Origin of the sequence: Kitasatospora sp. NPDC058046, assembly GCF_042885595.1 — a bacterium.
Classification (GTDB): Bacteria; Actinomycetota; Actinomycetes; order Streptomycetales; family Streptomycetaceae; genus Kitasatospora.
This window is the reverse complement of sequence record NZ_JBHVRS010000002.1, coordinates 16,638-41,792: the sequence shown is the minus strand read 5'-3', so window position 1 is coordinate 41,792 and position 25,155 is coordinate 16,638. Positions and strand designations below refer to the sequence as shown.

Annotated in this window: 19 protein-coding genes and 1 tRNA gene; 11 read left to right on the top strand and 9 right to left on the bottom strand. The window is 74.8% G+C overall.

The features are described 5' to 3' along the window. Positions 1–11 precede the first annotated feature (11 nt). Positions 12–878: a phosphatase PAP2 family protein gene (locus tag ACFVU7_RS04235; protein WP_388044240.1), complete on the top strand. Its 867-nt coding sequence runs from the start codon at positions 12–14 to the stop codon at positions 876–878. A gap of 81 nt (positions 879–959) precedes the next feature. Further along, positions 960–1,859 carry a carbon-nitrogen hydrolase family protein gene (locus tag ACFVU7_RS04230; protein WP_388044238.1) on the top strand — a complete coding sequence of 300 codons (900 nt, stop codon included), beginning with the start codon at positions 960–962 and terminating at the stop codon, positions 1,857–1,859. A 59-nt stretch (positions 1,860–1,918) separates the two neighbouring features. On the opposite strand, the gene ACFVU7_RS04225 is transcribed toward ACFVU7_RS04230, so the two are convergent. Further along, positions 1,919–4,387 (bottom strand): FtsX-like permease family protein, encoded by a 2,469-nt coding sequence (locus ACFVU7_RS04225; RefSeq protein WP_388044236.1) that lies wholly within the window; start codon positions 4,385–4,387, stop codon positions 1,919–1,921. 280 nt (positions 4,388–4,667) lie between these two features. After that, positions 4,668–4,740: transfer RNA gene (locus tag ACFVU7_RS04220), tRNA-Arg, on the bottom strand. Between the two features lie 240 nt (positions 4,741–4,980). On the opposite strand from ACFVU7_RS04220, the gene ACFVU7_RS04215 reads away from it, so the two are divergent. Further along, entirely contained in the window at positions 4,981–6,519 is a 1,539-nt protein-coding gene (locus ACFVU7_RS04215; RefSeq protein ID WP_388044234.1) for a glycosyltransferase family 39 protein, read from the top strand. Between the two features lie 104 nt (positions 6,520–6,623). Here ACFVU7_RS04215 and ACFVU7_RS04210 read toward each other — a convergent pair whose 3' ends face one another. Next, complete coding sequence (locus tag ACFVU7_RS04210; protein WP_388044232.1) at positions 6,624–9,101, bottom strand: D-alanyl-D-alanine carboxypeptidase; 2,478 nt, start codon at positions 9,099–9,101, stop codon at positions 6,624–6,626. A gap of 298 nt (positions 9,102–9,399) precedes the next feature. On the opposite strand from ACFVU7_RS04210, the gene ACFVU7_RS04205 reads away from it, so the two are divergent. The 3 genes from ACFVU7_RS04205 to ACFVU7_RS04195 all read left to right on the top strand — a co-directional run bounded on the left by ACFVU7_RS04205 (position 9,400) and on the right by ACFVU7_RS04195 (position 11,851). Next, positions 9,400–10,140, top strand: a complete 741-nt coding sequence (locus tag ACFVU7_RS04205; protein WP_049656970.1) for a GPP34 family phosphoprotein — start codon at positions 9,400–9,402, stop codon at positions 10,138–10,140. A gap of 635 nt (positions 10,141–10,775) precedes the next feature. Continuing rightward, entirely contained in the window at positions 10,776–11,639 is an 864-nt protein-coding gene (locus tag ACFVU7_RS04200; protein ID WP_049656226.1) for a helix-turn-helix transcriptional regulator, read from the top strand. Then, the gene (locus ACFVU7_RS04195; protein ID WP_049656225.1) at positions 11,636–11,851 is read left to right on the top strand and encodes a DUF397 domain-containing protein; all 216 of its coding nucleotides are present in this window, start codon (positions 11,636–11,638) and stop codon (positions 11,849–11,851) included. Before ACFVU7_RS04200 ends, ACFVU7_RS04195 begins: the two co-directional genes overlap by 4 nt. Before the next feature lie 171 nt (positions 11,852–12,022). On the opposite strand, the gene ACFVU7_RS04190 is transcribed toward ACFVU7_RS04195, so the two are convergent. Then, entirely contained in the window at positions 12,023–13,138 is a 1,116-nt protein-coding gene (locus tag ACFVU7_RS04190; protein ID WP_388044230.1) for an ADP-ribosylglycohydrolase family protein, read from the bottom strand. Positions 13,139–13,350: 212 nt separating this feature from the next. Continuing rightward, positions 13,351–15,939 carry a bifunctional FO biosynthesis protein CofGH gene (locus tag ACFVU7_RS04185; protein WP_388044228.1) on the bottom strand — a complete coding sequence of 863 codons (2,589 nt, stop codon included), beginning with the start codon at positions 15,937–15,939 and terminating at the stop codon, positions 13,351–13,353. Positions 15,940–16,121: 182 nt separating this feature from the next. Here ACFVU7_RS04185 and ACFVU7_RS04180 point away from each other — a divergent pair, with 182 nt between their 5' ends. Genes ACFVU7_RS04180 through ACFVU7_RS04170 form a run of 3 tightly spaced genes read left to right on the top strand, consistent with a single transcriptional unit; the run spans position 16,122 to position 19,338 of the window. Continuing rightward, positions 16,122–17,381 carry an outer membrane lipoprotein carrier protein LolA gene (locus ACFVU7_RS04180; protein WP_388044226.1) on the top strand — a complete coding sequence of 420 codons (1,260 nt, stop codon included), beginning with the start codon at positions 16,122–16,124 and terminating at the stop codon, positions 17,379–17,381. A 3-nt stretch (positions 17,382–17,384) separates the two neighbouring features. Continuing rightward, positions 17,385–18,458 carry an ABC transporter ATP-binding protein gene (locus ACFVU7_RS04175; RefSeq protein ID WP_388044224.1) on the top strand — a complete coding sequence of 358 codons (1,074 nt, stop codon included), beginning with the start codon at positions 17,385–17,387 and terminating at the stop codon, positions 18,456–18,458. Continuing rightward, the gene (locus ACFVU7_RS04170) at positions 18,445–19,338 is read left to right on the top strand and encodes an ABC transporter permease (RefSeq protein WP_117489240.1); all 894 of its coding nucleotides are present in this window, start codon (positions 18,445–18,447) and stop codon (positions 19,336–19,338) included. Before ACFVU7_RS04175 ends, ACFVU7_RS04170 begins: the two co-directional genes overlap by 14 nt. Here the strand turns inward: ACFVU7_RS04170 and rarD are convergent. Continuing rightward, positions 19,328–20,347, bottom strand: coding sequence for an EamA family transporter RarD (gene rarD, locus ACFVU7_RS04165; RefSeq protein WP_388044222.1), 1,020 nt, complete (start codon positions 20,345–20,347; stop codon positions 19,328–19,330). The genes ACFVU7_RS04170 and rarD overlap by 11 nt on opposite strands. 166 nt (positions 20,348–20,513) lie before the next feature. After that, complete coding sequence (locus ACFVU7_RS04160; protein ID WP_049659738.1) at positions 20,514–21,362, bottom strand: SDR family oxidoreductase; 849 nt, start codon at positions 21,360–21,362, stop codon at positions 20,514–20,516. Between the two features lie 103 nt (positions 21,363–21,465). Between ACFVU7_RS04160 and ACFVU7_RS04155 the strand changes: the two genes are divergently transcribed. Continuing rightward, positions 21,466–21,867: a helix-turn-helix domain-containing protein gene (locus ACFVU7_RS04155; protein ID WP_117489236.1), complete on the top strand. Its 402-nt coding sequence runs from the start codon at positions 21,466–21,468 to the stop codon at positions 21,865–21,867. Positions 21,868–21,908: 41 nt separating this feature from the next. Here the strand turns inward: ACFVU7_RS04155 and ACFVU7_RS04150 are convergent, their stop codons facing one another. After that, the gene (locus ACFVU7_RS04150) at positions 21,909–22,676 is read right to left on the bottom strand and encodes a TetR/AcrR family transcriptional regulator C-terminal domain-containing protein (RefSeq protein ID WP_388044219.1); all 768 of its coding nucleotides are present in this window, start codon (positions 22,674–22,676) and stop codon (positions 21,909–21,911) included. Between the two features lie 60 nt (positions 22,677–22,736). Between ACFVU7_RS04150 and ACFVU7_RS04145 the strand changes: the two genes are divergently transcribed. After that, the gene (locus ACFVU7_RS04145; RefSeq protein ID WP_388044217.1) at positions 22,737–22,976 is read left to right on the top strand and encodes a DUF6011 domain-containing protein; all 240 of its coding nucleotides are present in this window, start codon (positions 22,737–22,739) and stop codon (positions 22,974–22,976) included. A 17-nt stretch (positions 22,977–22,993) separates the two neighbouring features. Here the strand turns inward: ACFVU7_RS04145 and ACFVU7_RS04140 are convergent, their stop codons facing one another. Further along, the gene (locus tag ACFVU7_RS04140; protein WP_388044215.1) at positions 22,994–24,940 is read right to left on the bottom strand and encodes a hypothetical protein; all 1,947 of its coding nucleotides are present in this window, start codon (positions 24,938–24,940) and stop codon (positions 22,994–22,996) included. Between the last annotated feature and the right edge of the window lie 215 nt (positions 24,941–25,155).

Genomic DNA, 25,155 nt, shown 5'->3' with positions numbered 1-25,155 from the left:
AGGTGTCAGCCATGCACCTGACCAACAGCACGACCATCCTCACTGCGCGTAATCGCAGTCTCCTTCGGGACGCCGCGCTCGCGCTGGGCTGTGCCGCGCTGTTCGGCCTGCTGGCGGCCCTGGTCACCGGCCAATGGCGCCCGCTCGCCCGCTTCGACCAGGAGTGGATCGGCGAACTGCACACCTACGCCCGGGAGCACCGGATCTGGACCGCCTCGGTGCAGACGCTCTCCGACATCGGCGGCACCGTCACGATGCGTACGCTTCTCGGAATCGCCGCCGGGTGGCTCTGGTTGATCGGCGCCCGGGTGCTGGCCGGCTGGGTGGCCGCCCAGGCCCTCGTCGGCTGGGGCGTCCTGTGGGCGCTGAAGCTGTCCTTCGACCGCGCCCGCCCCTCCTTCACCGATCCGGTCTCGCACGCCGGCGGGCCGTCCTTCCCCTCCGGGCACGCCATGGCCTCGGCGATCACCTGCGCCGTCCTGGTCGGCCTGCTCTGGTACCGGGTCCGTCGGCGCGGCCGGACCGCCGCCTGCCTGGTGGCCGCGGCGACGGTGCTGACCATCGGCTGGACCCGGGTCGCGCTCGGCGTGCACTGGCCCAGCGACGTGCTGGCCGGCTGGCTGGCCGCCGGGATCGTGCTGGGCACCGTGACCGCCGTGATCCAGGTGTGGCGCCCCGGCGCGCTGGCCCAGGACGTACGGCGGGTCAACTGGCGTACCAGGCCCCGGGTGCAGCGGGTCCTCGTGTCGGCCGGGCACCCCTCGGGCACCGCCGCCCCGCTGGACGAGGACGGACCGCACGGCGCGCGGGAAGGAGCCCCGGGCGAACCGGTGGACCCGGCCGACCCCGCCGACCGGCCGGACGAGGCCGTGCGCTGAGGCGCCGTCACCCCGCTGACCCGCCCTCGCCGCCCCGTTACTCCGACGCCGGCCGAGAGCCGTCGCGCTAGGTTGGCGGCCATGTCCGACACCCCTGCCCCCACCGCTCCCACGGCTCCCAACGCCCCCACCGCACCGGACGGTTACCCCGGGCGCCCGCTGCGGATCGCCACCGTCCAGGCCCAGGCCGTGGCCGGTGACATACCGGCCAACGCCGCCCAGGCCGCCGGACTGATCCGCGAGGCCGCCCGGGCCGGCGCCCGGCTGGTGCTGTTCGCGGAGAAGTTCCTCTCCGGCTACGAGCCCGAGCTGATCAGCGCCGACCCCGTCAGGTACGCGGTCCAGCCCGGCGATCCGCGGCTCGCGCCGATCGCCGAGGCCTGCCGCGAGACCGGCACCGCCGCGATCGTCGGCGCCGCCGTACGGGACGGCGCCGACCTGCGCGTCTCCGCCCTCGTCCTCGGCCCGGACGGCGGCTTCGTCACCCGCTACGACAAGCAGCACCTGTTCAAGAGCGAACGCGAGCACTACCGCCCCGGAACGGCCGGCTGCACCCTGGAACTGGACGGCTGGCGGCTCGGCCTCGGCGTCTGCTACGACTCCGGGTTCCCCGAGCACGCCCGCGCCGCAGCGCTCGACGGCTGCCACGCCTACCTGGTCGGCGCGCTGTTCAGCATGGGCCACGGCCACCACGAGTCCCGCACCTGGTTCCCGGCCCGCGCGCTCGACAACACCCTCTACACGGTGCTCGCCAACCACGTCGGCCGCACCGGCGGCTGGCACACCTGCGGCGGCAGCGCGGTCTGGGGCCCCGACGGCCGGCTGCTCGCCGAGGCGGGCGAGGACCGGCGCGAACTCGTCGTCGTCGACCTCGACCCGGACGTCCTGCGCACCACCCGCGAGACCGAGACCCTCCTCGCCGACCTCGCCCTCACCACGGGCCGGCCGCCCGCGCCCCGGACCCGCTTCACCCTGGCCTGAGCACCCCGCCGGGCCGGCCCCCCGGCAGCCGGCAGCCGGGCACCCGGCTGCCACCCAGGTCAGGAGGCCCGCATCGCCGCCACCGCGCTCATCCGCCCGACCCGGCGGGCCGGGAGCACCGCGGCGGCCAGGCCGACCAGGACGGTCAGGCCCAGGGCGGCCAGCACCGGCAGGACCGGCGGGGTGCCGACCGTCCCCACCGTCGAGGTGATCGAGCGGGCGGCCGCCCAGCCGTAGGCGGCCCCCAGGCCCGTCCCGACCAGGGCGCCGGCCAGCGAGAGCAGCAGCGCCTCCAGGGTGAGCATCCGGCGGAGCTGTTCGCGGGACATCCCGATCGCGCGCAGCATGCCGATCTCGCGGGAGCGTTCGCTGATGCTGAGCATCAGGGTGGCGGCGACGCCGAGGCCGGCGATGGCGACGGAGAAGGACAGCAGGGCCATGCTGATGGTCTTCAGCCGGTCCAGCAGGGAGCGCAGGGTGTCCGCCTGGGCGGCCGTGTCGGCGACGGTCACCTGCGGGTGGTCGGCGAGGGCGTGGTCCAGGGCGCGGCGGGCGGTCGGCCGGTCCTCGCCGGCGGCCGGGCTGATCCAGGCCGTGGTGACGGGCGCGCCGGGGGCGAGGCGGTCCAGGGTCGCGGGCGCCACCAGCAGGGTGGCGCCGCTCTGCAGGGTGAACGGCAGGCTGCTGCGGCCGGGTTGGAGCCGCAGCTCGACGCCGCCGACCCGGCGCACCCCGGTGTCGCCGAGCCCGCTCAGCGCGCCGCCCTCGGTGAGCGCGCGGGCCCGGTCCACGTCGTCCGTCGAGGAGTTGAGCCGGGTGGCGTCGACGGCGGCGACCACGGTGGGCCGGCCGTCGAGGTCGACGGTGGCGGACCGGACCGGGGTCACGGTCAGTCCGTGCTCGGCGCCGAGCGCGCCGAGCGCCCCGGCGGGCAGGGCGCCGCCGCCGGTGGCGGCCGCCGAGAAGACCCCCGGCTGGCGCGCGGACACCACGGGCACCAGCGACTGGGAGGTGATGTCCAGCGCGGTGACCGCGCCGACCATCACGGTGACGCCGAGCAGCAGCGCCGAGCCGGTGGCCCCGGTGCGGCCCGGGTTGAGCCGAAGCTGCTGGGTGGCGAGCCGCCCGGCCGTACCGCCGAGCTTCCGGGCGGGCCGGCCGAGCACGGCGACGACGGCGGGCAGCACCCGGTGGGAGAGCCGCAGCACCCCGAAGAAGTTGGCGATGGCGCCGACGGTGACGGCGAGCAGCGACAGCGGCGGCGGGGCCACCGCCCCGGCCACCAGCAGCGCGGTGCCCGCGACCAGCAGTCCGGTGGTCCACACCGCGGCCCGCACCCGGGCCGCCCCGTCGGCCGGCGCGGGGGTGCCGCCGAGCGCGGCGATCGGCGGCACGGCCGCGGCGGCCTTCGCCGGGCCGCGGACGGCCAGCAGGGTCAGCAGCACGCCGAACAGCCCGGCCAGCAGGCAGGTCAGCGGGGAGGGCAGCAGTGACAGGTGCACCGGGCCGAGGTCGAGCCCGCCGACCACGGCGGTGCCGGCCGCGCCGAGGGCGACGCCCAGCAGCACTCCCGTCGCCGAGGCGCCCACCCCGAGCAGCAGCCCCTGGCGGCGGATCAGCCGGCGCAGCTGCTGCCGGTCGGCGCCCACGCAGCGCAGCAGGGCGAGCTGGCGGGTCCGCTGGGCGAGCACCACGGTGAAGGTGTTGCCGACCACCATCCGCGCCACCGCGAGGGCGATCAGGACGAAGGAGAGCGAGGCGATCAGCACCATGCCGTACAGGGTGCTGCTCTGCCGGGTCGCCTCGTTGACCGAGGCCTCGTGGGTGTGCACCTGGACGTCGGCGCCGAGGGCGGCGCGCAGGGCTTCGACGGTCCCGGTCCGGGAAACGCCGGGGGCGACCCGGACGTCGAGCCGGTCGGTGACGGCGCCGGCCGCGTAGCCGGCGACCGCGTCCGCCGGGACGCCGATGATCGGGACCCCGGCGAGGCTCGGGGCGCCCCGCTCGTCCAGGGTGCCCACCAGCCGGGCGGTGGCGGTGGTGCCGTCGGCCCGGGCCAGGTGCACCTCGGCGCCCACGGCGGCGTCCAGCCGGTGCGCGGTTCCGGTGTCGAGCAGCACCTCGCCGGGTCCGGCGGGCCAGCGGCCGTCCTTGAGCAGCTGCCAGCGCAGCGCCGGGTCCTCGGCGACGGCGCTGACCGCGGCGGTGCGGTCGAGCGGCCGCCCGTCGGCGGCCAGCACGCCGCCCTTGCCGGTCAGCCGCGGCGCCACCGCGGCCACCCCGGCGGTCTGCCGCACCCGCTCCGTCGCCGCCGCGTCCAGACCGCCGGCCGCGGTCTTCCCGGTCACCTGGATGTCTCCGGGCCCGACCTCGGCGGCCGCGGTCTGGCTGAAGGAGTCGACCAGTGCCCCGCTGCCGCTGACGGAGGCGATCAGGAAGGCCACCCCGAGCGCGATCGCGGCCCCGCTCAGGAGCAGTTGGCGCAGTTGGCCGCGCAGTTCGGCCACGGTGTATCGGTACGTCGTCATGGTTCCCCGGCTCGTCCACCCTGGCCGGTACGGTGCTCCGGCAGGGGTCTCGACGAGCCTAGGAGCGGAGCGGCCGCGGGCCATCGGCACGAGGTCTGCTTCATGATCAATCCGTGGGCGGACGGTCTCCCGCCCCCTCCTCCTCCCGGAGAGGTACGCCGCCCCTGACACCGTCAGCCCCGGGAACGCCGAGGGCCCCGGACCGGTCGGGCACCGCCGGAAAGCGGCACAGGCCCCCCGCCCGACATGGGCGGAGGGCCTGTGACCTGCGTGTTCGTTGTGCCCCAGGCAGGATTCGAACCTGCGACACCGGCTTTAGGAGAGCCGTGCTCTATCCCCTGAGCTACTGAGGCGGGGCCCGCGTGCTGCCGGGCCGTTCACAGCGTACCGGATCGGGGCTGGGGCTCGGGGTGCGTCCTGTGGATCTTGTCGGATCGGGCCGCGGCGGCGCGGACCGGGCGGGATCCGCGGGTGGCGCCGCACGGCGGCGGAGGGGGTGCGGGTGGCCGACGGCGCGTCAGGGCGGGTCAAGTAGCCTGCCGGGCAGGGCGGGATCCGCCCCGGCGCGTCGCGTGAAGGAGACGAAGGACTCGATGAGACCTGCTGTGCGCCCGGTGGGCCGGCTGTTGGGGCAGGTGTGGGTGTGGCCCGCGCTGGTCATGCTGGCGGTGGGCGGGTACCGGCTGGGAACGCCGGACCTGTGGCGGGACGAGATGGCGACCTGGACGGTCTCCACCCGCTCGCTGGGCGACCTGCTGCGACTGCTCCAGCACGTGGACGCCAGCAACGGCGCGTACTACCTGCTGATGCACGGCTGGACGGCGGTGTTCGGCGACTCGACGCTCTCCCTGCGAATACCCTCCGTGCTGGCGATGGCCGGGGCGGCGGCGCTGGTGGCGCTCACCGCCCGACGGCTGTTCGGCAGCAAGGTGGCGGCGGTCGGCGCCGGGCTGCTGCTCGCGGTGCCCCCGGAGATCTCCCGGTACGCCCAGGAGGCGCGCTCCTACGCGCTGGTGACCTGCGCGATCGCGGCGGCCTCGTACTTCCTGCTGCGGGCCCTGGAGCGGCCGACCTGGCGGCGCTGGGCGCCGTACTGCGTGGCCATGGCGCTGGCCGGCGCCGGGCACCTCGTCTCCTTCAGCACCGTCGCCGGGCAGCTGGGGCTCCTGGCGCTGCACCTGTGGCGCACCCGTCCGGCGGCGGATCGGCGGCTGCTGTGGCAGTACCCGCTGGCGGTCGCCGTGGCGGCGCTGCCGGTGCTGCCGGTGGTGCTCCTGGGCAGCCGGCAGTCGGACCGGCAGCTGGGCTGGATACCGACCCCCTCCCTGCGCGGCCTCGCCTACTTCGGCGAGCGCCTCTTCGGCTCGGACCTCGTCTTCTACGCCTTCGTCCCGCTGGCGCTGCTGGCACTGGCACTGCCCGGCCGACGGATCCAGGCCTGGCAGGCGCTCCTGCTCGCGGAGCTGCCGGTGGTGGGCGTCTGGCTGGTGTCCCGGCTGACCGACACCTCGTACTTCCTCGGGCGGTACCTGCTGTTCACGGTGCCCGCCTGGGCGGTGCTGGCCGGCGGCGGCGCCGCGGCGGTGTACGGCGCGGTGGCGGCCCTGGCCCGACGGCGCGGCCGGGCGCCCCGGGGGGCCGTCGCGGTGGCCGGGCTGCTGACGGTCGGGCTGCTCGCGGCGCCGGCCGTGGTCGCGCTGCCGAAGCAGCCCGAGATCCGGTACGCGGACTCGCACAACGGCTCGGAGGAGCCGTTCAAGGCGGCGGCCCGGGAGATAGCGGCCGGCTACCGCACCGGGGACGGGATGGCGGCCCCGCTGGGCGACCAGTCCTGGGCGATGGCCTGGCCGGGCGTCAGCTACTACCTGCCCCAGGACGTCGTCCCCTTCCCGGTCTTCGTCGCGCAGAGCGCAGACGACGCCGAGGACCTCTCCCCGACGCCCTGCCCGCAGCCGGCGGACTGCCTGGGCGGGGTGTCCCGGATATGGCTGCTGGTCCTCGGCGACACCGAGGACCCGCTGGGCGCGATGCCGACCGACCAGGCGCAGGTGCTCCGCACCCAGTACGGCGACCCGGACCGGGTGACGCCGCTCGGCGGCCTCACGCTCGCGCTGCTCGACCGGGACGTGTAGGGGCGAAGAAGAAAAGGGAGAAGGGGAGCCGGTGCGGACCGGCTCCCCTTCTCCCTTTCCCCGTTCGGCGGCTCAGCGCCTCAACGCTTCAGCCGCTCGGCGCCTCACAGCGTGCGCAGCAGCCGGGACTGGATGGACGGCGGGTTCAGGTCGGCCTGGAGGGCCACCGGGACCTCCGCCTTGTCCTCGCCCGCGCCCACCCGCAGCGTGCCGACCTCCGTGCCGGCCAGCGCGCGGTGGCCGATCTTCGAGGTGTCCAGGGTGACCGTGCCGGAGATGCCGGGGAAGCCCGCCACCACCAGGTCCTTGGTCGCGACGACCGCGACCTTGCCGCCGATCCCGTCGTCCACCGAGCCGACGACGTCGCCCTTCTTCACCACGGTCTGGCCGGTCACGCCGTTCTGCGCGGCCTGGATCTGCTTGCCGCTGACCTTCAGCACGGTCGGCAGGATGCCGTCGCCCGGGTTGGGCGAGGTGGCCTGCTGGCCCAGCGTGACGCCGAGGATCAGCCGCTGCACGCCGCCGATCTCCTTATAGGCGGCCCACATCAGGCAGCCGCCGGCCGGGGTGCTGGAACCGGTCTTGACGCCGATGACGCCGGTCTTCGGGTTGATCAGGTTGTTGGTGTTGGAGATCTTCACGTTGTTGAAGTTGGTCTCCGGGGTGGAGACGATCTGCCGGAAGATCTCGTCCTGCATGACCTGCTCGGCCAGCTTCAGCTGGTCCTTGGCGGTGGACTTGGTGTCCGCGCTGAAACCCGCCGGGTCGGCGTAGATGGTGTTGGTCATGCCGAACTTGGTCGCGGTGTCGTTCATCAGCTTGACGAACGCGTCCTCGGAGCCGGAGTGGAAGCGGGCGAGCAGCCGGGCCACGTTGTTGGCCGAGGGCAGCATCAGCAGTTCCAGCGCCTGGTACTCGGTGATGACCTGGCCCTCGGTGAGCGTCACCCGGGACTCGTCGACGTTGCCGGACTCCTGCGCGGCCTGCTTGTCGACGGTGATCTTCGGACCGCTCTCCCCCTTCTTCAGGGGGAACTTCTGGAGGATCAGGTAGGCGTTCATCACCTTGGTGACGCTGGCGATCGAGGACGGCGTCTCCTGGCCCGAGCTGCCGAGGCTGCCGACGCCGACCACCTCGGCGGCGGACTGGCCCTTGGCCGGCCAGGCGAGGTCGAGCACGTCGCCGGAGAAGCTGTAGCTGCCCGCGGCGGTCATCTTCAGCTTGGGGTCCGGCAGCGGGCGCAGCAGCTGGGCCACCGCGAGCGCGCCGAGCACCACGGCGAGGAAGACCGTCCAGATGGTCACCCGCTTGAGGGCGCGCCGCAGCGGCGAGACCGGGCGGGCGTTGAGGGAGGCCAGGACCTCCATCGCCTCGGCGGTGTTCTCCGGCGACGGCAGCGGCTCCGGGGCGGGCAGCGGCTCGGGCTTGGGCAGCGGCGGGACCGGCGGCACCGGCCGCGGGTCGGGCTCCGGCAGCGGCTTCGGCGCCGGTACGGGGGCGGGCTCGGGGGTCGGCTTCGGCAGCGGCGCCGGACCGGGGGTCGGCTCGGGGGTCGGCTCGGGCTCGGGAAGCGGCTTGGGCTCGGGCTTGGGCTCGGGCTTCGGCTCCGGCACGGTGCCGGTCCCGGGGACGGCGGCGGCCGCGGAGGCGCGCAGCGGCGCGGGCTTCTCCAACTTCTCGGCCTGACCCGGCCGCTGGCCCGACTGACCCGACTGACCGGGCTGAGCGGGCTTGGTCAGCGCGAGGGTCACGGAGCCGATGGCGGGAGCGCCGTCGTCGTCACCGGTGTCGCCGGTCTCCTCCGGGGTCTCCTCGGCCTTCCCTGCCTTCTCGCTCTTCTCGGTCTTCGCGGCCTTCTCGACCGGCTCCGCCGTGGCGGCTTCGTCGGTCTTGTCGGCCGCTTCGTCGGGCGCTTCGTCGGCCGCTTCGTCGAGCTTCTCCGCCGCCTTCTCCACCGGTGCGGCGGCAGGCTCGGAGCCGCCCTCGGAGCCGGTCTCCCCCGACGGCTCGGCCGTCTTCTCCCCGGCCTTCCCCGCCACCGCGGCACCTGTCCGCATGGCGAGACGCGGGTCGGCGGCGACCGGACGCCCGGCGGGCTCCGTCACCTCCGCGGTCTCCGACGAGGACTCCTTCTCCTCGCCCCCACCTTCGGAACTCCCCTTGCCGGCAGCCTTCACCAGCTCCTCGGGCAGCCGCAGCGCGGTGGTCCGGTTGTCCACCGGCAGTCGCAGCATCGTCGTCCGGCTGTCCACATCCCGGACGCGGAGCTGCACGGTCGAGCCGCCCTTGGGCGCCGTCGCCGGGGCGTCGTCGGACGCCTCCGGGGCGGCCTCGGCGGAGGTCTCCGCGGGGCTCTCCGAGGCGGTGCCGGAGTCGGCGGCCGAGGAGGCGTCGGAGGCGGCGTCGGAGGAGGTCTCCGCGGTCGCCCCGGTCTCAGCCGCGGCTGACGCCCGGTCGGCCGCCGCACCGGAGCCGCCCCCGGCCGGCCCGGCGGCGCCGGCCGCCGCACCGGTCCGTTCGGGTTCGCGGTCCCGCTGCCGCTCGTCGCCGTCCCTCAGCACCCTGTCGGGGGACTCGCCCACGTATCCCAGCCTCCTCAACGCCCGGCGGGGCACCGGCGAACCCGATTTCGGGAAGCCGACGCCCCGCCCCGTGTACCTGTACAGTCTCCGCCACCGGCGGCCGTTCCGGCCGCGCACACCCCGCCCGACCGGCGCTTATTGTCGTCGCCCGGCCGCGCCGCGGTCTGTTCACCGCTCAGACGCAGGGCCCGCCGCCGCCGGTTCCGCGCCTTCACCGCAAGGTCACGATTCGGAGGCGTACTCGACAAGCCCGTGTGAGAGGCGTCACCCTGTCTCTCATCCACGCGGGGAGGCTTGGATGGGCAAGAGCCGCAGAACTGTTCCCGAGGAACTCTTGCTGCTCGCTTTGGACCCGACCACGGGTACCACGGCGCAGCCGCAGACCCTCGACCTCGGACTTGCCGGGGCCCAGCTCGTCGAGCTGTCCCTGGCCGGACGGATCGTACCGGAGGGAGACCGGATCGCCGTCGTGCTCGCACGGCCGACCGGCGACCCGACCCTCGACCATGCACTGGAACTGCTGCGCCGACGCGGCAGTCCGGTCCGCGCGGCGCACTGGATCGGCGGGCCCCGGCTGGGGCTGCGGCAGACGTATCTGGCGCACCTGGAGCGCTGCGGCATGGTCACGGCCGTACCGGGCCAGGTGTGCGGCGTGCTGCCGACGACCCGGTACCAGGCGTCCGACGACTGCACCAACGCCGCGATCAAGCAGCGGCTGGACACCGCGATCCGCACCGGCGTCCCGCCGGATCCGCGGACGGCGGCGCTCGCGGCGCTGGCCCACTCGGTCGGCCTGGGCAAGCACCTGTACCCGGGCAACGAGGGCCGGTCCTCGCGGTCGCGGCTGCGCGACCTGATCCGGTACGACCCGCTGGGCGGGATGGTCGCGCACGCCGTGATGGACGTGCAGAACGGCCTACCGGCTCAGCAGAACCGTTCTTCCCAGGGTTCCGGGGCCGCTTCCGGCCGTCCTGGCGCCCGTACGGCGGGCCGGGGTTCGGGCGGGCGGGTCCCCGCCTCCCGGGTCGGCGTGCGCTGATCACAGCGGCGTGCACTGACCTCGGCGGAGCGCACTGACCGCGGCGGTCCGCGCGGCCCGGCGGGCAGCCATCACGGCGCCCGACACCACCGGCCGCACGCCCGCCGCACGCCCGCCGGCACCGGTCGCGCGTCCGACGCCAACGGCCGCGCACCCGGCGGCGCACGCCGCCCCGCTCGCACCGCCCGAGGGCGCTGAGCGACCCGACGCACGACCGGTACCACCGGCGCCAGGAGCACGACGCGCACCGGCCGCACCGGACGCACCACCGGCACCACCAGCACCGAGGGGCGGTCGCCCCGCGACGCGAGTCGCCCGGCGACCGCCCCTTCGCCGTCCCCGGACGCCCGGCAACCGCCCGCCCCCCGCACGCGCCGGGGCAGGTGCGGGCCGGTCCGGGGACGGCCTCCGCAGTACCTGTCCGAGTCGTCCGAGCCGCATTACCACCTGGGGGCTTTCGCTGTCTCGCGGAAGTGCTTTTCCGATGATCTGTTCTACCGCGCTGCTGTGATTCCCCGGCGCCGACCTGGCCCAAGGTGACATGCTGCTCCAAGTCAGGGGGGTTGGTCCCAATGTCCGAAGTGTTCCGAGGACTGCCGTTCCAACGAGCACCAGAGGTCCGGCCGGAGGTCGAAGTGTCCGCCAACGTCAATCCCACCGTGCGCCGTCGGCGCCTCGGTTCGGAGCTGCGCAAACTCCGTGAGGGCCTCGGCATGACGGCGGAGGAGGTCGCCGGCCGGCTGATGGTCTCCCAGTCGAAGATCAGCCGGTTGGAGAACGGCCGGCGCAGCATCAGCCAGCGCGACGTGCGCGACCTCTGCGACGTCTACAAGGTGCCCGACGACCAGTTGCGCGCCAGCCTGATGGAGATGGCCAAGGAGTCCCGCCAGCGCGGCTGGTGGCACGACTTCAACGACATGCCGACCCCGTACAGCGTCTACATCGGGCTGGAGGCCGAGGCCTCCTCGATCCGCGCGTACGAGTCCTCCTTCGTCCCCGGCCTGCTGCAGACCGAGCACTACGCCCAGGCCGTGGTCGAGGGCACCCAGCCGGACACCGACGCGGTCGCCGTGCAGCGCCGGGTGCAGGTCCGGATGAAGCGCCAGGAGCGCGTCCACGGCGAGAACCAGCTGGGCAGCCTGTGGACCGTCATAGACGAGGCGGTGCTGCGCCGCGAGGTCGGCAGCAAGGCGGTGATGGCCCAGCAGCTGCGGCAGATGCTGGAACTCAGCCAGCGCCCGAACATCACCATCCAGGTGATCCCGTTCTCGCACGGCGCCCATCCCGGAATGACCGGGACATTCTCGCTGCTGGAGTTCCCCGAGTCAGCCGATTCCACAGTTGTCTACTTCGAAGGTGTGACGAGCGATCTCTACCTGGAGAAGGAGGCGGACGTGCGCCGCTATACCGGTCTGTACGACTACCTGAGAGCGGCCGCACTCGGTGTCTCGGAGAGCCGGTCGCTGATAGCCGACATCGAGAAGGAATTCCACGAATGATCACCCCGTCCGAGTACGGAACCCCTTGGCACAAGAGCAGTCACAGCGGGGGCCAAGGCGCCTGTGTGGAGATCGCCGTCCCCGGCGCGGGGGAGGTGGCCGTCCGGGACTCCAAGGACCCCCGGGGCCCCCAACTGCGCTTCTCGACCGAGGCGTGGAACACCTTCGCCTCGGCGGCGGCGGGCGGCGCCTTCGGCGAGCTCCCGGGCTGACCCCCCTCCGGTTCCGCACTCGGACCAGTTGCCCGTAGCGGTGTCCGTCGCCCGTCGGCGGCCGGCGCTACGGGCAACTCCCGTTCCGGGGGCCGCCCCGGCCCGGCTCCGGTCCCGAGGGCCGGTCCCGAGGGCCGGTCCCGGTTCAACTCCGGCTCACAAGGCCCCGGTTCAGCCCGCCACCGGGTAGCGGGTGGTCCAGTTGGCGCCCTCCGGGGTCCGCCGGTCGTGCAGTTCGGTGCCGTGCACCAGCTCCATCACGAAGTCGTCGGCGAGTTCGAGGATCGCCCCGCGCCCTTCGAGCCCGGCCAGCAGGCCCGGCGGCAGCGCGGTGTCCCCGTGCAGCGCCCCGAGCAGGTTGCCGCAGATCGCGCCGGTGGAGTCGCTGTCCCCGGAGTGGTTGACGGCGAGCAGCAGGCCCGAGCGGACGTCGTGCGCGACGAGGGCGCAGTAGACCCCGATCGCCAGCGCCTCCTCGGCGACCCAGCCCTCCCCCAGCGCCTCGACCCGCTCGGCGGACGGCTCGCCGGCCCGCACCGCGTCCAGGGCGGCCCGCAGCGCCGCGGTGGTCTCCTCGTGCGCCGACCGCTCGGAGAGCAGGGCGAGCGCGAGGTGGACGCCCTCCTCCAGGGTGCCGCCGCGGGCGACGGACTGGACGATCACCGCGAGCGCGCCCGCCGCGAGGTAGCCGGTGGGGTGGCCGTGGGTGAGCACCGAGCACTCCACCGCGAGCTGGAACACCAGGCCCGGCTCCCAGGTGGTGAGCAGTCCGAAGGGCGCCGCCCGCACCACCGTGCCGCAGCCCTTGGAGTGCGGGTTCTTGGGGGCCTCCAGGGTGCCGAGCCGCTCGGCGTGGGCCCCGCTGAGGCCGGACAGGCAGCCCTGGCCGGGGGCGCGCTGGGCGTACAGCCACTCCTCGCGGCCGAGCCAGCCGAGGTCGGGGCGGCGCTCGTCCGGGCCCCAGTCGCGCTGGGTGGCGGCCCAGCGCAGGTAGGCCAGGTGCAGGTCGGTGGGCGGGTGCCAGCTGCCGGTGTCCCGTCGGATGTGGGCGCGTATCAGTCCGTCGACGGTGAAGAGGCTGAGCTGGGTGTCGTCGGTGACGGCGCCGGTGCGCCCGTACGCGGGGACGTAGCCGGTGACGCCCTGCGGGCCGTGCTGGGCCTGGATCTTCTCCAGCGACTCGAACTCGACGCCGGCTCCGAGCGCGTCGCCGATGGCACCGCCGAGCAGACAGCCCCGCACCCGGCTGCGGTAGTCCTGCTGCTGGGCGCGTGACCACAGTGGCATCACGACGGGGCGCCTTTCCTCGGGCGTGTGGGGGTCCGCGCGACGCTCGGCCGGGCGCGCGCCCTCGCACTGTATTCGAAGAGCCGGTCGGACCGGCCCCGTCCCCCGGACTTCGGCGCACCCGTCCCCGGGAGTTCACCGCCCCGTCCCGGCCGCTGCCCGTACGGCGGCCGGGACGACAGCCCGTACGGGCGCCGGGACCGTCGCGGGCCTCAGTCCAGCACCGGCAGCAGCTCCGGCAGGTGCCCGTCCGAGGCCAGCGCCGCGGCCCGCCGTTCGGCCGGCACCTCGCCGTAGGTGGTGGTGCGCTGGCGGTGCGGGCGGCCCGCCGCCTCGGCGATCGCCTGGAGGTCGCGCACCGACTTGTAGCTCCCGTACGCCGAGCCGGCCATCCGCGAGATGGTCTCCTCCATCAGCGTGCCGCCGAGGTCGTTGGCGCCCGAGCGGAGCATCTCGGCCGCGCCCTCGGCGCCCAGCTTGACCCAGCTGGTCTGGATGTTGGGAATGTGCGGGTGCAGCAGCAGCCGGGCCATCGCGACCACCGCGCGGTTGTCCCGGGCGCTCGGGCCGGGCCGGGCGATGCCGGCCAGGTAGACCGGGGCGTTGGTGTGGATGAACGGCAGGGTCACGAACTCGGTGAAGCCGCCCGTCCGCTGCTGGATCTCCGCGAGCAGCCGCAGGTGGCCGAGCCAGTGCTCCGGGGTGTCCACGTGCCCGTACATCATCGTGGACGAGGAGCGGATGCCCAGCTCGTGCGCGGTGGTGACCACCTCGACCCAGGTGGCGGCCGGCAGCTTGCCCTTGGTGAGCACCCAGCGGACCTCGTCGTCGAGGATCTCGGCGGCGGTGCCCGGGATGGTGTCCAGGCCCGACTCCTTGGCGCGCTGCAGCCAGTCCCGGATCGACAGCCCGGTGCGGGTCGCGCCGTTGACCACCTCCATCGGCGAGAAGGCGTGCACGTGGATGCCGGGCACCCGCTCCTTCACCGCGCGGGCGATGTCGAAGTAGGCGGTGCCGGGCAGGTCCGGGTGGATGCCGCCCTGCATGCAGACCTCGGTGGCGCCCACCTCCCAGGCCTGCGCGGCCCGGTCGGCGACCTGCTCCAGGGAGAGGGTGTAGGCGTCCGCGTCGGTGCGCCGCTGGGCGAAGGCGCAGAAGCGGCAGCCGGTGTAGCAGACGTTGGTGAAGTTGATGTTCCTGGTGACGCAGTAGGTGACGTCGTCCCCGACGGCGTCCCGGCGGACGTCGTCGGCGATCCGGCAGAGCGCGTCCAGGGCCGGGCCGTCCGCGTGGAACAGGGCCAGCGCCTGGTCGTCGGTCAGCCGCGCCGGGTCGGCCGCGGCCACCGCCAGGGCCTCCCGGAGGTCCCCGGCGAGGCGCTCGGGCGCGCCCTTGGCGAGCACCTGCTCGCGCAGCACCTCCCAGTCGCCGTACACGTCCTCGAAGTCGGCCCGGCGGTCGCCGGTGCGGCCCTCGGTGTCGACGGCGGTGTGCAGGTCGGTGCGCCCGTACGACTCCGGCAGGTCCTCGGGCTCCTGCCAGGGCAGGCCGCGGACGACGGCGTCCGGGTTCGCCAGGCCGGTGGCCGGGTCGGCCAGGGCGCGCACGTGCGGCAGCACCCGCGGGTCCAGCCAGGGCTCGCCGCGCAGCACGTACTCGGGGTAGACGGCGAGGCGCTCGCGCAGCTCGAAGCCGGCCGCCGCCGAGCGCTCGGCGAGGCGCTCGATCTGCGGCCAGGGGCGCTCGGGGTTGACGTGGTCGGGGGTGAGCGGGGAGACCCCGCCCCAGTCGTCGACGCCGGCCGCGATCAGCCGCTCGTACTCGCCGTCCACCAGGTTCGGCGGGGCCTGGAGGCAGGCGGCCGGGCCCATCAGGTGCCGGGCGACGGCCACCGTGGCCACCAGCTCGTCCAGTTCGGCGTCCGGCATGCCGCGCATCGCGGTGTCCGGCTTGGCGCGGAAGTTCTGCAGGATCAGCTCCTGGACGCCGTGGTAGGCGCGGGAGACCCTGCGCAGCGCGAACAGCGACTCGGCGCGCTCCTGGTGCGTCTCGCCGATGCCGATCAGCAGGCCGCTGGTGAACGGGACGGAGCTGCGCCCGGCGTCCTCCAGCACCCGCAGCCGGACGGCCGGCTCCTTGTCCGGGGAGCCGAAGTGCGGGCCGCCGGGCTCGCTCCACAGCCGGGTGGCGGTGGTCTCCAGCATCATGCCCATCGAGGCGGAGACCGGCTTGAGCCGCTGGAAGTCCGTCCAGCCCAGCACCCCGGGGTTGAGGTGCGGCAGCAGGCCGGTCTCCTCCAGGATGCGGATCGACATGGCGCGCACGTAGGCGACGGTGTCGTCGTAGCCGTGCGCGTCCAGCCACTCGCGGGCCTCGGGCCAGCGGTCCTCGGGCTTGTCGCCGAGCGTGATCAGGGCTTCCTTGCAGCCGAGTTCGGCGCCGCGGCGGGCCACCTCCAGCACCTCGTCCGGGGACATGAACATCCCGTGCCCGTCCCGGCGCAGCTTCCCGGGGACGGTGGCGAAGGTGCAGTAGTGGCACTTGTCGCGGCAGAGCCGGGTGAGCGGGATGAAGACGCTCTTGGAGTAGGTGATGACGCCGGGGCGGCCGGCCGCTTCGAGTCCGGCGTCGCGGACCCTCGCGGCGCTCGCGCAGAGGTCCAGCAGGTCCTCGCCTCTGGCCTGCAACAGCACGGCGGCCTCGGTCACGTCGAGGGCGACGCCGTCCCGGGCGCGGCGCAGGGCGCGGCGCATCGCGTTCGCGGTCGGCGGGGTGCTGGAGTCCGTGGCGGTTCCGTCCATGGCGCGACCCTACGCCAGGGGTGGTACCGCGGGTGGATGCAACCCTGAGGCGGCATCAGGGTCGGCGTACCCACGAAGGTCAACCCGATCTGGCCCCACAGGGCGATGACGGCGGCGGCGCGGCGGCCTCTAATGGAAGGGCAAGGCCAACCACACGTGTTCGCGGAGGAGTTGAGGACGCCATGACCAATGAGAAGGCGGCGGGGGACGATCTGGACGCCGGTACGCCGTACCGCTCCCGACGGCGCGTACTGATGCGCGCCGGGGTGCCGGTGGCGGTGGTCGCCGCGATCGCCGCGGGGGTGGGACTGGTCCCGGCACTGGCCGCCGACAGCGCGCCCGACCTGCCGGCGGTGAGCGCGGAGCAGCTGGTCGCCAAGGTGCTCGGCTCCGAGACCCAGGCGCTGTCCGGGTCGGTCGCCATCTCGACCGACCTCGGCGTGCCCGGCCAGCTGCTGAGCGGCGCCGCCGGCCTCGGCGGGGCGGTCGGCGGGCACGGCGGTGACGGCGGGGGCTCCACCGCCGACCCGCAGTCCAAGCTGCTCGGCCTGCTCGGCGGGGACCAGACGCTGCGGATCGCGGTGGACGGCCCGGACCGCCAGCGGGTGGACGTGCTGGAGAAGATGGCCGGCTACTCCATGGTCCGCAACGGCGACCAGGCCTGGGCCTGGGACAGCTCGTCCAACTCCGCGGTGCACATGACCGGTCGGGCCGCCGGCCAGGAGCACGCCAAGACGCCGCTGTCCGAGCTGCCGACCACCCCGCAGGAGGCCGCCAAGCAGTTCCTGGCCGCGAGCGCCGGCACCACCTCGGTGACCGTCGCCGGGACGGCCAAGGTGGCCGGGCAGAACGCCTACCAGCTGAGCGTGAAGCCCACCCAGTCCGGTTCGACCCTCGCCGAGGTGCGGATCGCGGTGGCCGCCGACAACGGGGTGCCGCTGTCGGTGGCGGTGAAGTCCATCGACGGCAGCACCGTGCTGAACGTCCGCTTCACCCAGGTGTCCTTCGCCCGGCCGGACGCCAAGACCTTCGACTTCACCGCCCCCAAGGGCGCCAAGGTGACGGAGCAGAAGGCGCAGGACGCGGCCAAGGGCGCGCCGGGCGACGCCCGGGAGCACGTGGGCACCGGGGCGCCCGCAGGCCTCGACGTGATCGGCGAGGGCTGGACGACGGTCCTCGCCACCCGGCTGCCCGCCGCGGTGGACGGGGCCGCGGACGGCGCGCCGAAGGGCGACGCCAAGGGCGGCAAGCACGGCGGCCACGGGGCGGGGGCCGGTCAGTCGCTGAACCCGCAGTCGATGGTGAAGTCGCTCGGCAAGCCGGTCGCCGGCGGCACCCTGGTGAGCACCAAGGTGCTCAACGTCCTGCTCACCGACGACGGCCGGGTCCTGGCCGGCGCGGTGACCCTGCCGGTCCTCCAGCACGCCGCCGGGGTGAACTGACGGATGACCCAGGCTCCCGTAACGGGGGACGTTACGGAGCCGGCCGGGGGTCCGGGCGCCGCGTCGCGCCCGGCCCCCGCGCCCGTGCCCGCTCCTACCGCTCCTACCGCTCTTTCGACTCCCACTCCTTCGGCTTCCGACGACGTCATCCGGACCCGCGGCCTGACCAAGCGCTTCCGCGGCGGCCAGCTCGCCGTGGACGGCCTGGACCTCGCCGTGCCGCGCGGCTCCGTCTTCGGCTTCCTGGGCCCCAACGGCTCCGGCAAGACCACCACCATCCGGATGCTGATGGGCCTGATCGCCCCCACCTCGGGCGCGGCCACCGTCCTCGGCGAGTCGATGCCGCAGTCCGTCGCCACCGTGCTGCCCCGGGTGGGCGCGCTGATCGAGGGCCCGGCCCTGTACGGCTTCCTCACCGGACGGGACAACCTGGTGCGCTTCGACGCCGCCGACCCGACCGCCGACCCGCGCACCCGCCGCCGGCGCGTCGACACGGCCCTGGACCGGGTCGGCCTGAGCGCCGCGGCGGGCAAGAAGGCCCGCGCGTACTCGCTGGGCATGAAGCAGCGCCTGGGCCTGGCCTCCGCGCTGCTCCAGCCGCGCGAGCTGCTGGTGCTGGACGAGCCGACCAACGGGCTGGACCCGCAGGGCATGCGGGAGATCCGGACGCTGGTCCGGGAGGTCGCGGCGGAGGGCACCACGGTGTTCCTCTCCTCGCACCTGCTGGACGAGATCGAGCAGGTCTGCACCCATGCCGCGGTGATGTCCCGGGGCCGGCTGGTGGTGCAGGGCACCGTCGCCGAGCTGGCCGCCCGGGCGCAGGGCCGGCTGGTGGTCCGCACCCCGGACGTGGCGCGGGCCGCGGAGGTGCTGGCGGCCCACCGGGTCACCGCCCTGGTGCCCGGCGAGGACCGGGTGGACGGCGAGCCGGGCGTCCTGGACGAGGAGGCGCTGCCCAGGCTGTGCGCGGCGCTGGTCGGCGCCGGGGTGCGGGTGCACGGCTTCGGGCTGGAGCGGGGCACGTTGGAGGACGCCTTCGTGGCGCTGACCGGGGAGGGCTTCGATGTCGCGGGCTGAGGCACCGGCCGAGGGCGGGACGCTGCCGTTGACGACCGGCCGGCGGCCGCAGACGGCGGCCGGGTTCCTGGCGCTGTTCCGCAGCGAGCTGCACCTGACCTTCCGCCGGATGCGCACCAAGGTGCTGCTGGGAATCCTGGCGGCGCTGCCGATCCTGATCGGGGTGGTGGTCAAGCTCAACACGGACAGTCCGCACCAGGGCGGCGGCGGTCCGAGCTTCATCGCGCAGACCACGCAGAACGGGCTGTTCCTGGTCTTCACGGCGCTCGCGGTCGCGCTGCCGGTCTTCCTGCCGATGACGGTCGGCGTGGTCGCCGGGGACTCGGTGGCGGGCGAGGCGGCCGCCGGGACGCTGCGCTACCTGCTGGTCGCCCCGGCCGGGCGGACCAGGCTGCTGGCCGCCAAGTTCACCGCCGGGCTGGTGTTCTGCCTGGCGGCCACGGCGGCGGTCGCGGTGACGGCACTGGCCGCGGGCGCCCTGCTCTTCCCGCTCGGCCGGGTCACGCTGATCTCCGGGGACACCATCGGCCTCGGCGACGCGCTGCTGCGCGCACTGCTGGTGGCGCTGGTGGTCGCGGCCTCACTGGCCGGGCTGGTGGCGATCGGGCTGTTCGTCTCCACGCTCACCGGCAGCGGCATCGCGGCGATGGCCGCCACCGTCGGGCTGGTGGTCACCGTCCAGATCCTGGACGTCTTCCCGCAGCTGCACGCCGTCAGCCCGTTCCTGTTCTCCCACTACTGGCTGAGCTTCGCTGACCTGCTGCGGGCGCCGATGTACTGGGACGGGGTGCTGAAGGACCTCGGCCTCCAAGCCGCCTACGTCGCCGTGTTCGGCTCGGCGGCCTGGTCCCGCTTCACCAGCCGGGACATCAGCGCGTGACGGCCTCCGGGGCGGCCGCGGGGGCGGCCGCGGGGGTGGCCGCGGGGGTGGCCGCCGCCACGGGGGCGGGCTGCGGCACCGCCGCGGCGGCCCGCACCGCGCGGTCGGCCCGCACCTGGCGCAGCGCGTCCCAGGTGAGCAGCGCGAGCGCGACCCAGACCAGGCCGAAGCCGGCCCAGCGGGCGGGCGGCATGGACTCGTGGAACACCGCGACGCCGATCAGGAACTGGAACACCGGCGCCAGGTACTGCAGCAGGCCGAGCACCGTCAGCGGCACCCGGACGGCGGCCGCGCCGAAGAACAGCAGCGGGATCGCGGTGATCACCCCGCTGAGCATCAGCAGCCCGGAGTGCCCCCAGCCGTACGAGCCGGCCACCGTGTGCCCGAAGGTGCCGCGCCCGCTGACCTCCAGGTAGACCAGGTAGCCGAGGGCGAACGGGAACATGAAGGCGCTCTCGGCCGCCAGGCTCTCCAGGCCGCTCAGCCCGACCTGCTTCTTCAGCAGGCCGTAGGTGGCGAAGGAGAGCGCCAGGGTGAGGGCGATCCAGGGCAGCTGCCCGTACGCGACGGACAGCACCGCGACGGCGGCGGCGCCGATGCCCACCGCCGTCCACTGGGCGCCGCGCAGCCGCTCCTTGAGCACCAGGACGCCGAAGCCGATGGTGACCAGGGGGTTGATGAAGTAGCCGAGGCTGGTCTCGACCACGTGGCCGGCGTTGACGGCCCAGATGTAGACGCCCCAGTTGACCGAGATCACGGTGGCCGCGCCGGCCAGCATGGCGAGCCGGCGGGGCTGGCGCAGCAGCGGGCGTATCCAGCCCCAGTGCCGCTGGGCGACCAGCAGCAGGACGACCGCGACCAGGGACCAGACCATCCGGTTGGCCAGGATGTCGTCCGCGGCTCCCGGCTCCAGCAGCGGCCAGAACAGGGGGAAGAGGCCCCAGATGCCGTACGCGGCGACGCCGTACCAGAGGCCCCGGCCGTTGTCCTGCTGGTCTGTTCCCGCCATGGCCGAGTGCCCTCCCGCGCGCGTGTGTCGATGGCGACGGTAGCGGGCGGGAGGGGCGACTGTCATCTCCGTTTCCGGATTTTGGTCATGACATTGCCTGCATGCCGGACCCGTCCGGCGTTCCGGGAGCTCAGGGCGGGTGCCCCGGGGGCCGGGAGCCGTCGTCTCAGGCGTCGAGGGCCGTGCGGACGGACTCGGCCAGCGGGACGGTCGGGCGGCCGATCAGCCGGGCCAGGTCGCCCGGGGTGCCGGCCAGCTCGCCGCGCGCGATGCCCGCGTCCACGTCCACCAGGGCCTCGGCGAAGCCCTGCGGCAGGCCCGCGCCGACCAGCGCGTCCAGGTGCTCGGCCGGGGTGACATCCCGGTGCCCGACCGGCTTGCCGGAGGCCTTCGCCAGCTCGGCGGCCAGCTCGGGCAGGCTCCACGCGGCGTCGCCGCTCAGCTCGTACACCCGGCCCTCGTGGCCCTCGCCGACCAGGACGGCGACCGCCGCGTCCGCGTAGTCCCGGCGCGGGGCGGTGGCGACCCGCCCGTCCCCGGCGCTGCCGAGCACCACGCCGCGCGCCACCGTGCCGGCCGCGTCGCCCAGGTAGTTCTCGGTGTACCAGCCGTTGCGCAGGAACGCGTGCGGCAGCCCGGAGGCCAGGATCAGCTCCTCGGTCGCCTTGTGCTCGTCGGCCAGCCGGAAGGTGGCCGCGCCGGGAATGCTGGTGTAGGCGAGCAGCGCGACCCCGGCGGCCTTGGCGGCCTCCACGACGGCCCGGTGCTGCGGGATCCGGCGGCCGACCTCGCTGCCCGAGATCAGCAGCACCCGGTCGCCCTCGGCGAAGGCGCCGGCCAGGGTCTCCGGCTTGTCGTAGTCGACCACGCGGACGGCGACGCCGCGCGCGGCCAGGTCGGCGGCCTTCTCGGCGGAGCGGACGGCGACGGCCACCTCGCTCGCGGGGACCTGGGCCAGCAGGCCCTCGACGACGAGACGACCGAGCTGGCCGGTGGCACCGGTGACGACGTACATGGTGAAGCTCCTCGGGGTTACGTTTTGCGGTTCTGGCCTCGGAACTCACCCTAGGGGTGGCACTAACCTTTCGAAAGTACGCACTTCAAAGTAGGGTACTGACATGAAGGTAAGCGAGATGAAGACCGGCGGGCTGCCACCCGCCGACGTCTTCGACCGGATGTGTCCGTCCCGGGGCGTGCTGGAGCACGTCACCAGCCGCTGGGGCGTGCTGGTCCTGGGCGCGCTGAACGAGCGCGGCTACCGGTTCAGCGAGCTGCGCCGCAAGGTCACCGGGGTCAGCGAGAAGATGCTCGCCCAGACCCTCCAGACGCTGGAGCGGGACGGCTTCGTGCTGCGCGAGGCGCACCCGGTGATCCCGCCGCGGGTCGACTACAGCCTCACCCCGCTGGGGCGCGAGGCGGCGGAGCTGGTCGCGGCGCTGGCGCACTGGTCGGAGCGGCGGGTGCCGGAGGTCGAGGCGGCGCGCCAGGGGTACGACGGACGGGCCGCCGCCCTGCGGTGAGGCCGCCTCCCCTCGGTGATCGGGCGGGCTGCCGGCCTCGGCTACCGCTCAGCGACGAGGGCGGCGAGCCCGTCCAGGACCCGGGCCAGGCCGAAGGCGTAGGCGTGGTCCGGGCTGTACGCGCCGCCGTGCGCCTCGCCGGCCGCGGCCCCGACCCGGGCGGCGACCGGGTAGCGCTCGGCGTCGAAGACCCGGGCGAGCAGGTCGGCGTTGGCGGCCCACCACTGCTCGTCGGTCATCGCGCTGTCCTGCCGGGCGGCGCGCTCGTCGGCGGCCATCCGGGCACAGGTCTGGACGAAGCCGAGCAGGTGGGTCAGCGCGGCGTCCAGGTCGACGTCGGGCAGACCGGTGCCCTCGAAGGCGCGCAGCTCGTACTCGTACTTGGCCATCAGGCCGGGCCCGAGCGGCGGGCGGCTGGTGGAGACGGCGGCGACCCACGGGTGGGCGCGGTGCAGCTCCCGGTTGTCGTCCGCGACGGCGGTGACCCGGGCGCGCCAGCCCTCCCCGGCCGAGGTGCTGCGGGGCATCGTGGCGTAGACGGTGTCCAGCATCAGGTCGAGCAGCTCGGCCTTGCCCGGCACGTAGGTGTAGAGCGCCATCGGGGAGAGGCCCAGCTCCTGCGCGACCCGGCGCATGGTGACGGCGTCCACGCCCTCGGCGTCGGCGAGGGCGATCGCGACGGCGGCGATCTCGCCGGTCGAGCGCGCCTGCCGGGGCCCGCGCCGGCCGGGCTTCTCCTCGGCGGTGAGCCCCCAGAGCAGGGCCAGGGTGCGGGCCGGGTCTCCTGCGCTGCTGCGGTCGGTGGCCATGGGGCCATCGTTTCACGCACCGGCCGGGGGCCTGACGGCGCGGACGGCTACCGTCTCACCATGACCAGCCCGACCACCCCTCCCGGCCGTCCCGGCTCTCCCGGACCGGCCGAGCCCGAGACGCTCCCCGGGACGGACACCGCGCAGACCCTCCGCCCGCGGGTGACCTGCCGCCGCTGCCACCGGCCGCTGCACGACCCGGAGTCGCGGATGCTGCGGCTGGGCCCGGAGTGCCGGGACCCGGCGGAGCGGGTCGCCCGGTACGACGTCGACCAGGATCCGCTGCCCGGGGTGGGTTAGCCGCGCCCCACTGAGCCTCAGCCCCGGCCGAAGAGGCGGCGCAGCCGGCCGCGCCGGGGCTCCTCCTCCGCGGCCGCCGCTGCCGGGGCCTGCGGCTCCACGGCCTGCGGCTCCGCGGCCTGCGGCTCCGACTCCTGCGGCTCCGCCCCCGCGTCGGCGGCGTCCTCCCGGGCCGTCAGGTGGCGGGCGAGCGCGCGGTCCTCGGCGGACGTCCAGGGCGCGGCGAGCACCAGCGCGGACAGCGAGCGCAGGATCGTCACCGCCCGGGTGCGGCGGGCCCGGGCGCCGTGGTGCAGCCGCTGCCGGAGCAGCTCGGCGATGTCGGCCCTGGTCCGCGGCTGCGTCCAGCCGATCGCGACCAGCGCGAAGCCGGCCGCCTCGACCACCCAGTCCTCCGGCCCGAGCAGCAGGTCGCGCAGCACCCGGCGGCGCTCGGAGCCCTCCCAGGGCTGGTCGGCCCGGTGGTGGGCGATGCCGAGGCAGGCGAAGACCTGGACGGCCCGCACCCAGAGTTCGGGCTGGTGGGCGAGCAGGGCGCGGCCGAGGTCGTCCTCGCGCGGCACCGGCGGGTGGACCAGGACGCCGAGCAGGTCGTCCAGCGGCAGTCCGGCCAGCCGGACGGCGTGGTCGTAGGCGGCGGGGACGGTCGGCCAGAAGATCTCGGCGGTGGCCCGGACGAGTTCGGCGCTCTGCGGCGCGGGCGGGTCGACGGCCGGGCGCGGGTCGGTGCCGTCCCAGGCCCAGATCCGGGTGGTGGGCTCGGTCAGCGGCAGCCGGGGGTCGGGCTCGCCGACGGCCTGGTAGCGGACGGTGGAGCGCAGCAGCGCGAGCCGGACGGCCAGCACCGAGCTGGGCGGCTCCACGGTGGAGGCCGTGCACTCGATCTCGGTGTCGCGGCTGGTGTCGGCGGCGGCGAGCACCTGGTGCAGCACGTTGACGGTGGCCTCGGTGGCGCCGGAGACCAGGCCGAGCCAGGGCTCCCGGTGGCTCAGCCGCTCCAGCAGCTCCTGGGCGTACCCGTGTTCGGGGTGGGCGCGGTGGTGGTCGGCCAGGGCGAGCAGGTGCGCCGGGTCGCCGTCGAGGGCGTGGCGCAGCCCGTACCGGGCCGGGCCGGCCTTGGGGTGGTCGGGCACGGCGGCGAGCACCCGGTCCAGCCAGGGCAGGCCCTCGGCGGGGCGGCCGAGCGCGCCGTACAACTCGGCGACGTCGACGGCGAGGTAGCTGTTGGAGTCGTCGAGGTCCGGGGCGACCCGCTCCAGTTCGGCCTCCCAGACGGCGAGCGCCTGCTCCGGGCGGCCGGCCGAGCGCAGGGCGTTGCCGAGCATCACGGCGGGCAGGTAGCCGGGGGCCGACCGGTGCGCCCGGTCGGCGAGTTCGACGGCGCGGGCGGTGTCGCCGAGCCGGCGGGTCAGGCCGGAGGCCATCGCCAGCAGCAGTACGTGGTCGCCGTGGCGGTCCAGCACGGCCTGCACGAAGTCGTGGAACGGCCGTACGGCTTCGGCCGGTTCGGCCGGGAGCGGGTCGGGCAGCGCGCCGGTCGCGCGGGCCACCGCCTGGGCGACGGCGTCCGGGTCGACCAGGCCGGGCAGGTCCTCGCGGGCGAGCCAGGCGGCGTGCGCCCAGGGGCGGGCCGGCTCGGCCTGGATGGCGGAGGCGAGCAGTCCGACGGCGGCGTTCCAGTCCCCCGCCGCGGCCTCCACGTGGGCCCGGCAGACCGCCGTGCCGAGGTACACCCGGCCGTCCAGCGGGAACAGCTCGCGAGCCGCCGCCGGGCCGCCCGCCGCGGCGCACAACTCGGCCAGTGCCTCGTGCAGTTCGGGCAGCTGGGGGGCGGCGAGGATCGCGTCGCCGAGGTGCTCGGCGGCGTGCGTCAGGTCCCCGGAGTCGATCGCCAGCCGGGCGACCGCGACCTCCCCCTCGGCGGCCAGGCGCTCGGCGCCCTCGTCGTCGGTGTGACCGCTCATGCGCCCCTGCTCCCCCGGTTGTGCCGTCCCACTCGGAAGGAGGCTATCCGGTACGACCGACAGCCCGGCGATCACCCCGAGGGCGGCCGGCGTCCAACGACCGGATCGGATACGACCCGTACGAGTGGTTTAGACCTCCGTTGGACATATTTGACGCTTTCCGCCCGCCAGGATGGCGGAGGCCCTTCGCGAACCTTCGCGAGCTGTCGAGACCC

Excerpts from the sequence above, each read along its gene's own strand:
- ACFVU7_RS04170 (WP_117489240.1), top strand. The coding sequence starts at position 18,445 with ATGTCGCGGGCTGAGGCACCGGCCGAGGGCGGGACGCTGCCGTTGACG.
- ACFVU7_RS04235 (WP_388044240.1), top strand. The coding sequence starts at position 12 with ATGCACCTGACCAACAGCACGACCATCCTCACTGCGCGTAATCGCAGT.
- ACFVU7_RS04185 (WP_388044228.1), bottom strand. The coding sequence starts at position 15,939 with ATGGACGGAACCGCCACGGACTCCAGCACCCCGCCGACCGCGAACGCG.
- ACFVU7_RS04205 (WP_049656970.1), top strand. The coding sequence starts at position 9,400 with ATGGGCAAGAGCCGCAGAACTGTTCCCGAGGAACTCTTGCTGCTCGCT.
- ACFVU7_RS04195 (WP_049656225.1), top strand. The coding sequence starts at position 11,636 with ATGATCACCCCGTCCGAGTACGGAACCCCTTGGCACAAGAGCAGTCAC.
- ACFVU7_RS04150 (WP_388044219.1), bottom strand. The coding sequence starts at position 22,676 with ATGGCCACCGACCGCAGCAGCGCAGGAGACCCGGCCCGCACCCTGGCC.
- ACFVU7_RS04175 (WP_388044224.1), top strand. The coding sequence starts at position 17,385 with ATGACCCAGGCTCCCGTAACGGGGGACGTTACGGAGCCGGCCGGGGGT.
- ACFVU7_RS04145 (WP_388044217.1), top strand. The coding sequence starts at position 22,737 with ATGACCAGCCCGACCACCCCTCCCGGCCGTCCCGGCTCTCCCGGACCG.
- ACFVU7_RS04190 (WP_388044230.1), bottom strand. The coding sequence starts at position 13,138 with ATGCCACTGTGGTCACGCGCCCAGCAGCAGGACTACCGCAGCCGGGTG.
- ACFVU7_RS04155 (WP_117489236.1), top strand. The coding sequence starts at position 21,466 with ATGAAGGTAAGCGAGATGAAGACCGGCGGGCTGCCACCCGCCGACGTC.
- ACFVU7_RS04140 (WP_388044215.1), bottom strand. The coding sequence starts at position 24,940 with ATGAGCGGTCACACCGACGACGAGGGCGCCGAGCGCCTGGCCGCCGAG.
- ACFVU7_RS04230 (WP_388044238.1), top strand. The coding sequence starts at position 960 with ATGTCCGACACCCCTGCCCCCACCGCTCCCACGGCTCCCAACGCCCCC.
- ACFVU7_RS04160 (WP_049659738.1), bottom strand. The coding sequence starts at position 21,362 with ATGTACGTCGTCACCGGTGCCACCGGCCAGCTCGGTCGTCTCGTCGTC.
- ACFVU7_RS04225 (WP_388044236.1), bottom strand. The coding sequence starts at position 4,387 with ATGACGACGTACCGATACACCGTGGCCGAACTGCGCGGCCAACTGCGC.
- rarD (WP_388044222.1), bottom strand. The coding sequence starts at position 20,347 with ATGGCGGGAACAGACCAGCAGGACAACGGCCGGGGCCTCTGGTACGGC.
- ACFVU7_RS04215 (WP_388044234.1), top strand. The coding sequence starts at position 4,981 with ATGAGACCTGCTGTGCGCCCGGTGGGCCGGCTGTTGGGGCAGGTGTGG.
- ACFVU7_RS04180 (WP_388044226.1), top strand. The coding sequence starts at position 16,122 with ATGACCAATGAGAAGGCGGCGGGGGACGATCTGGACGCCGGTACGCCG.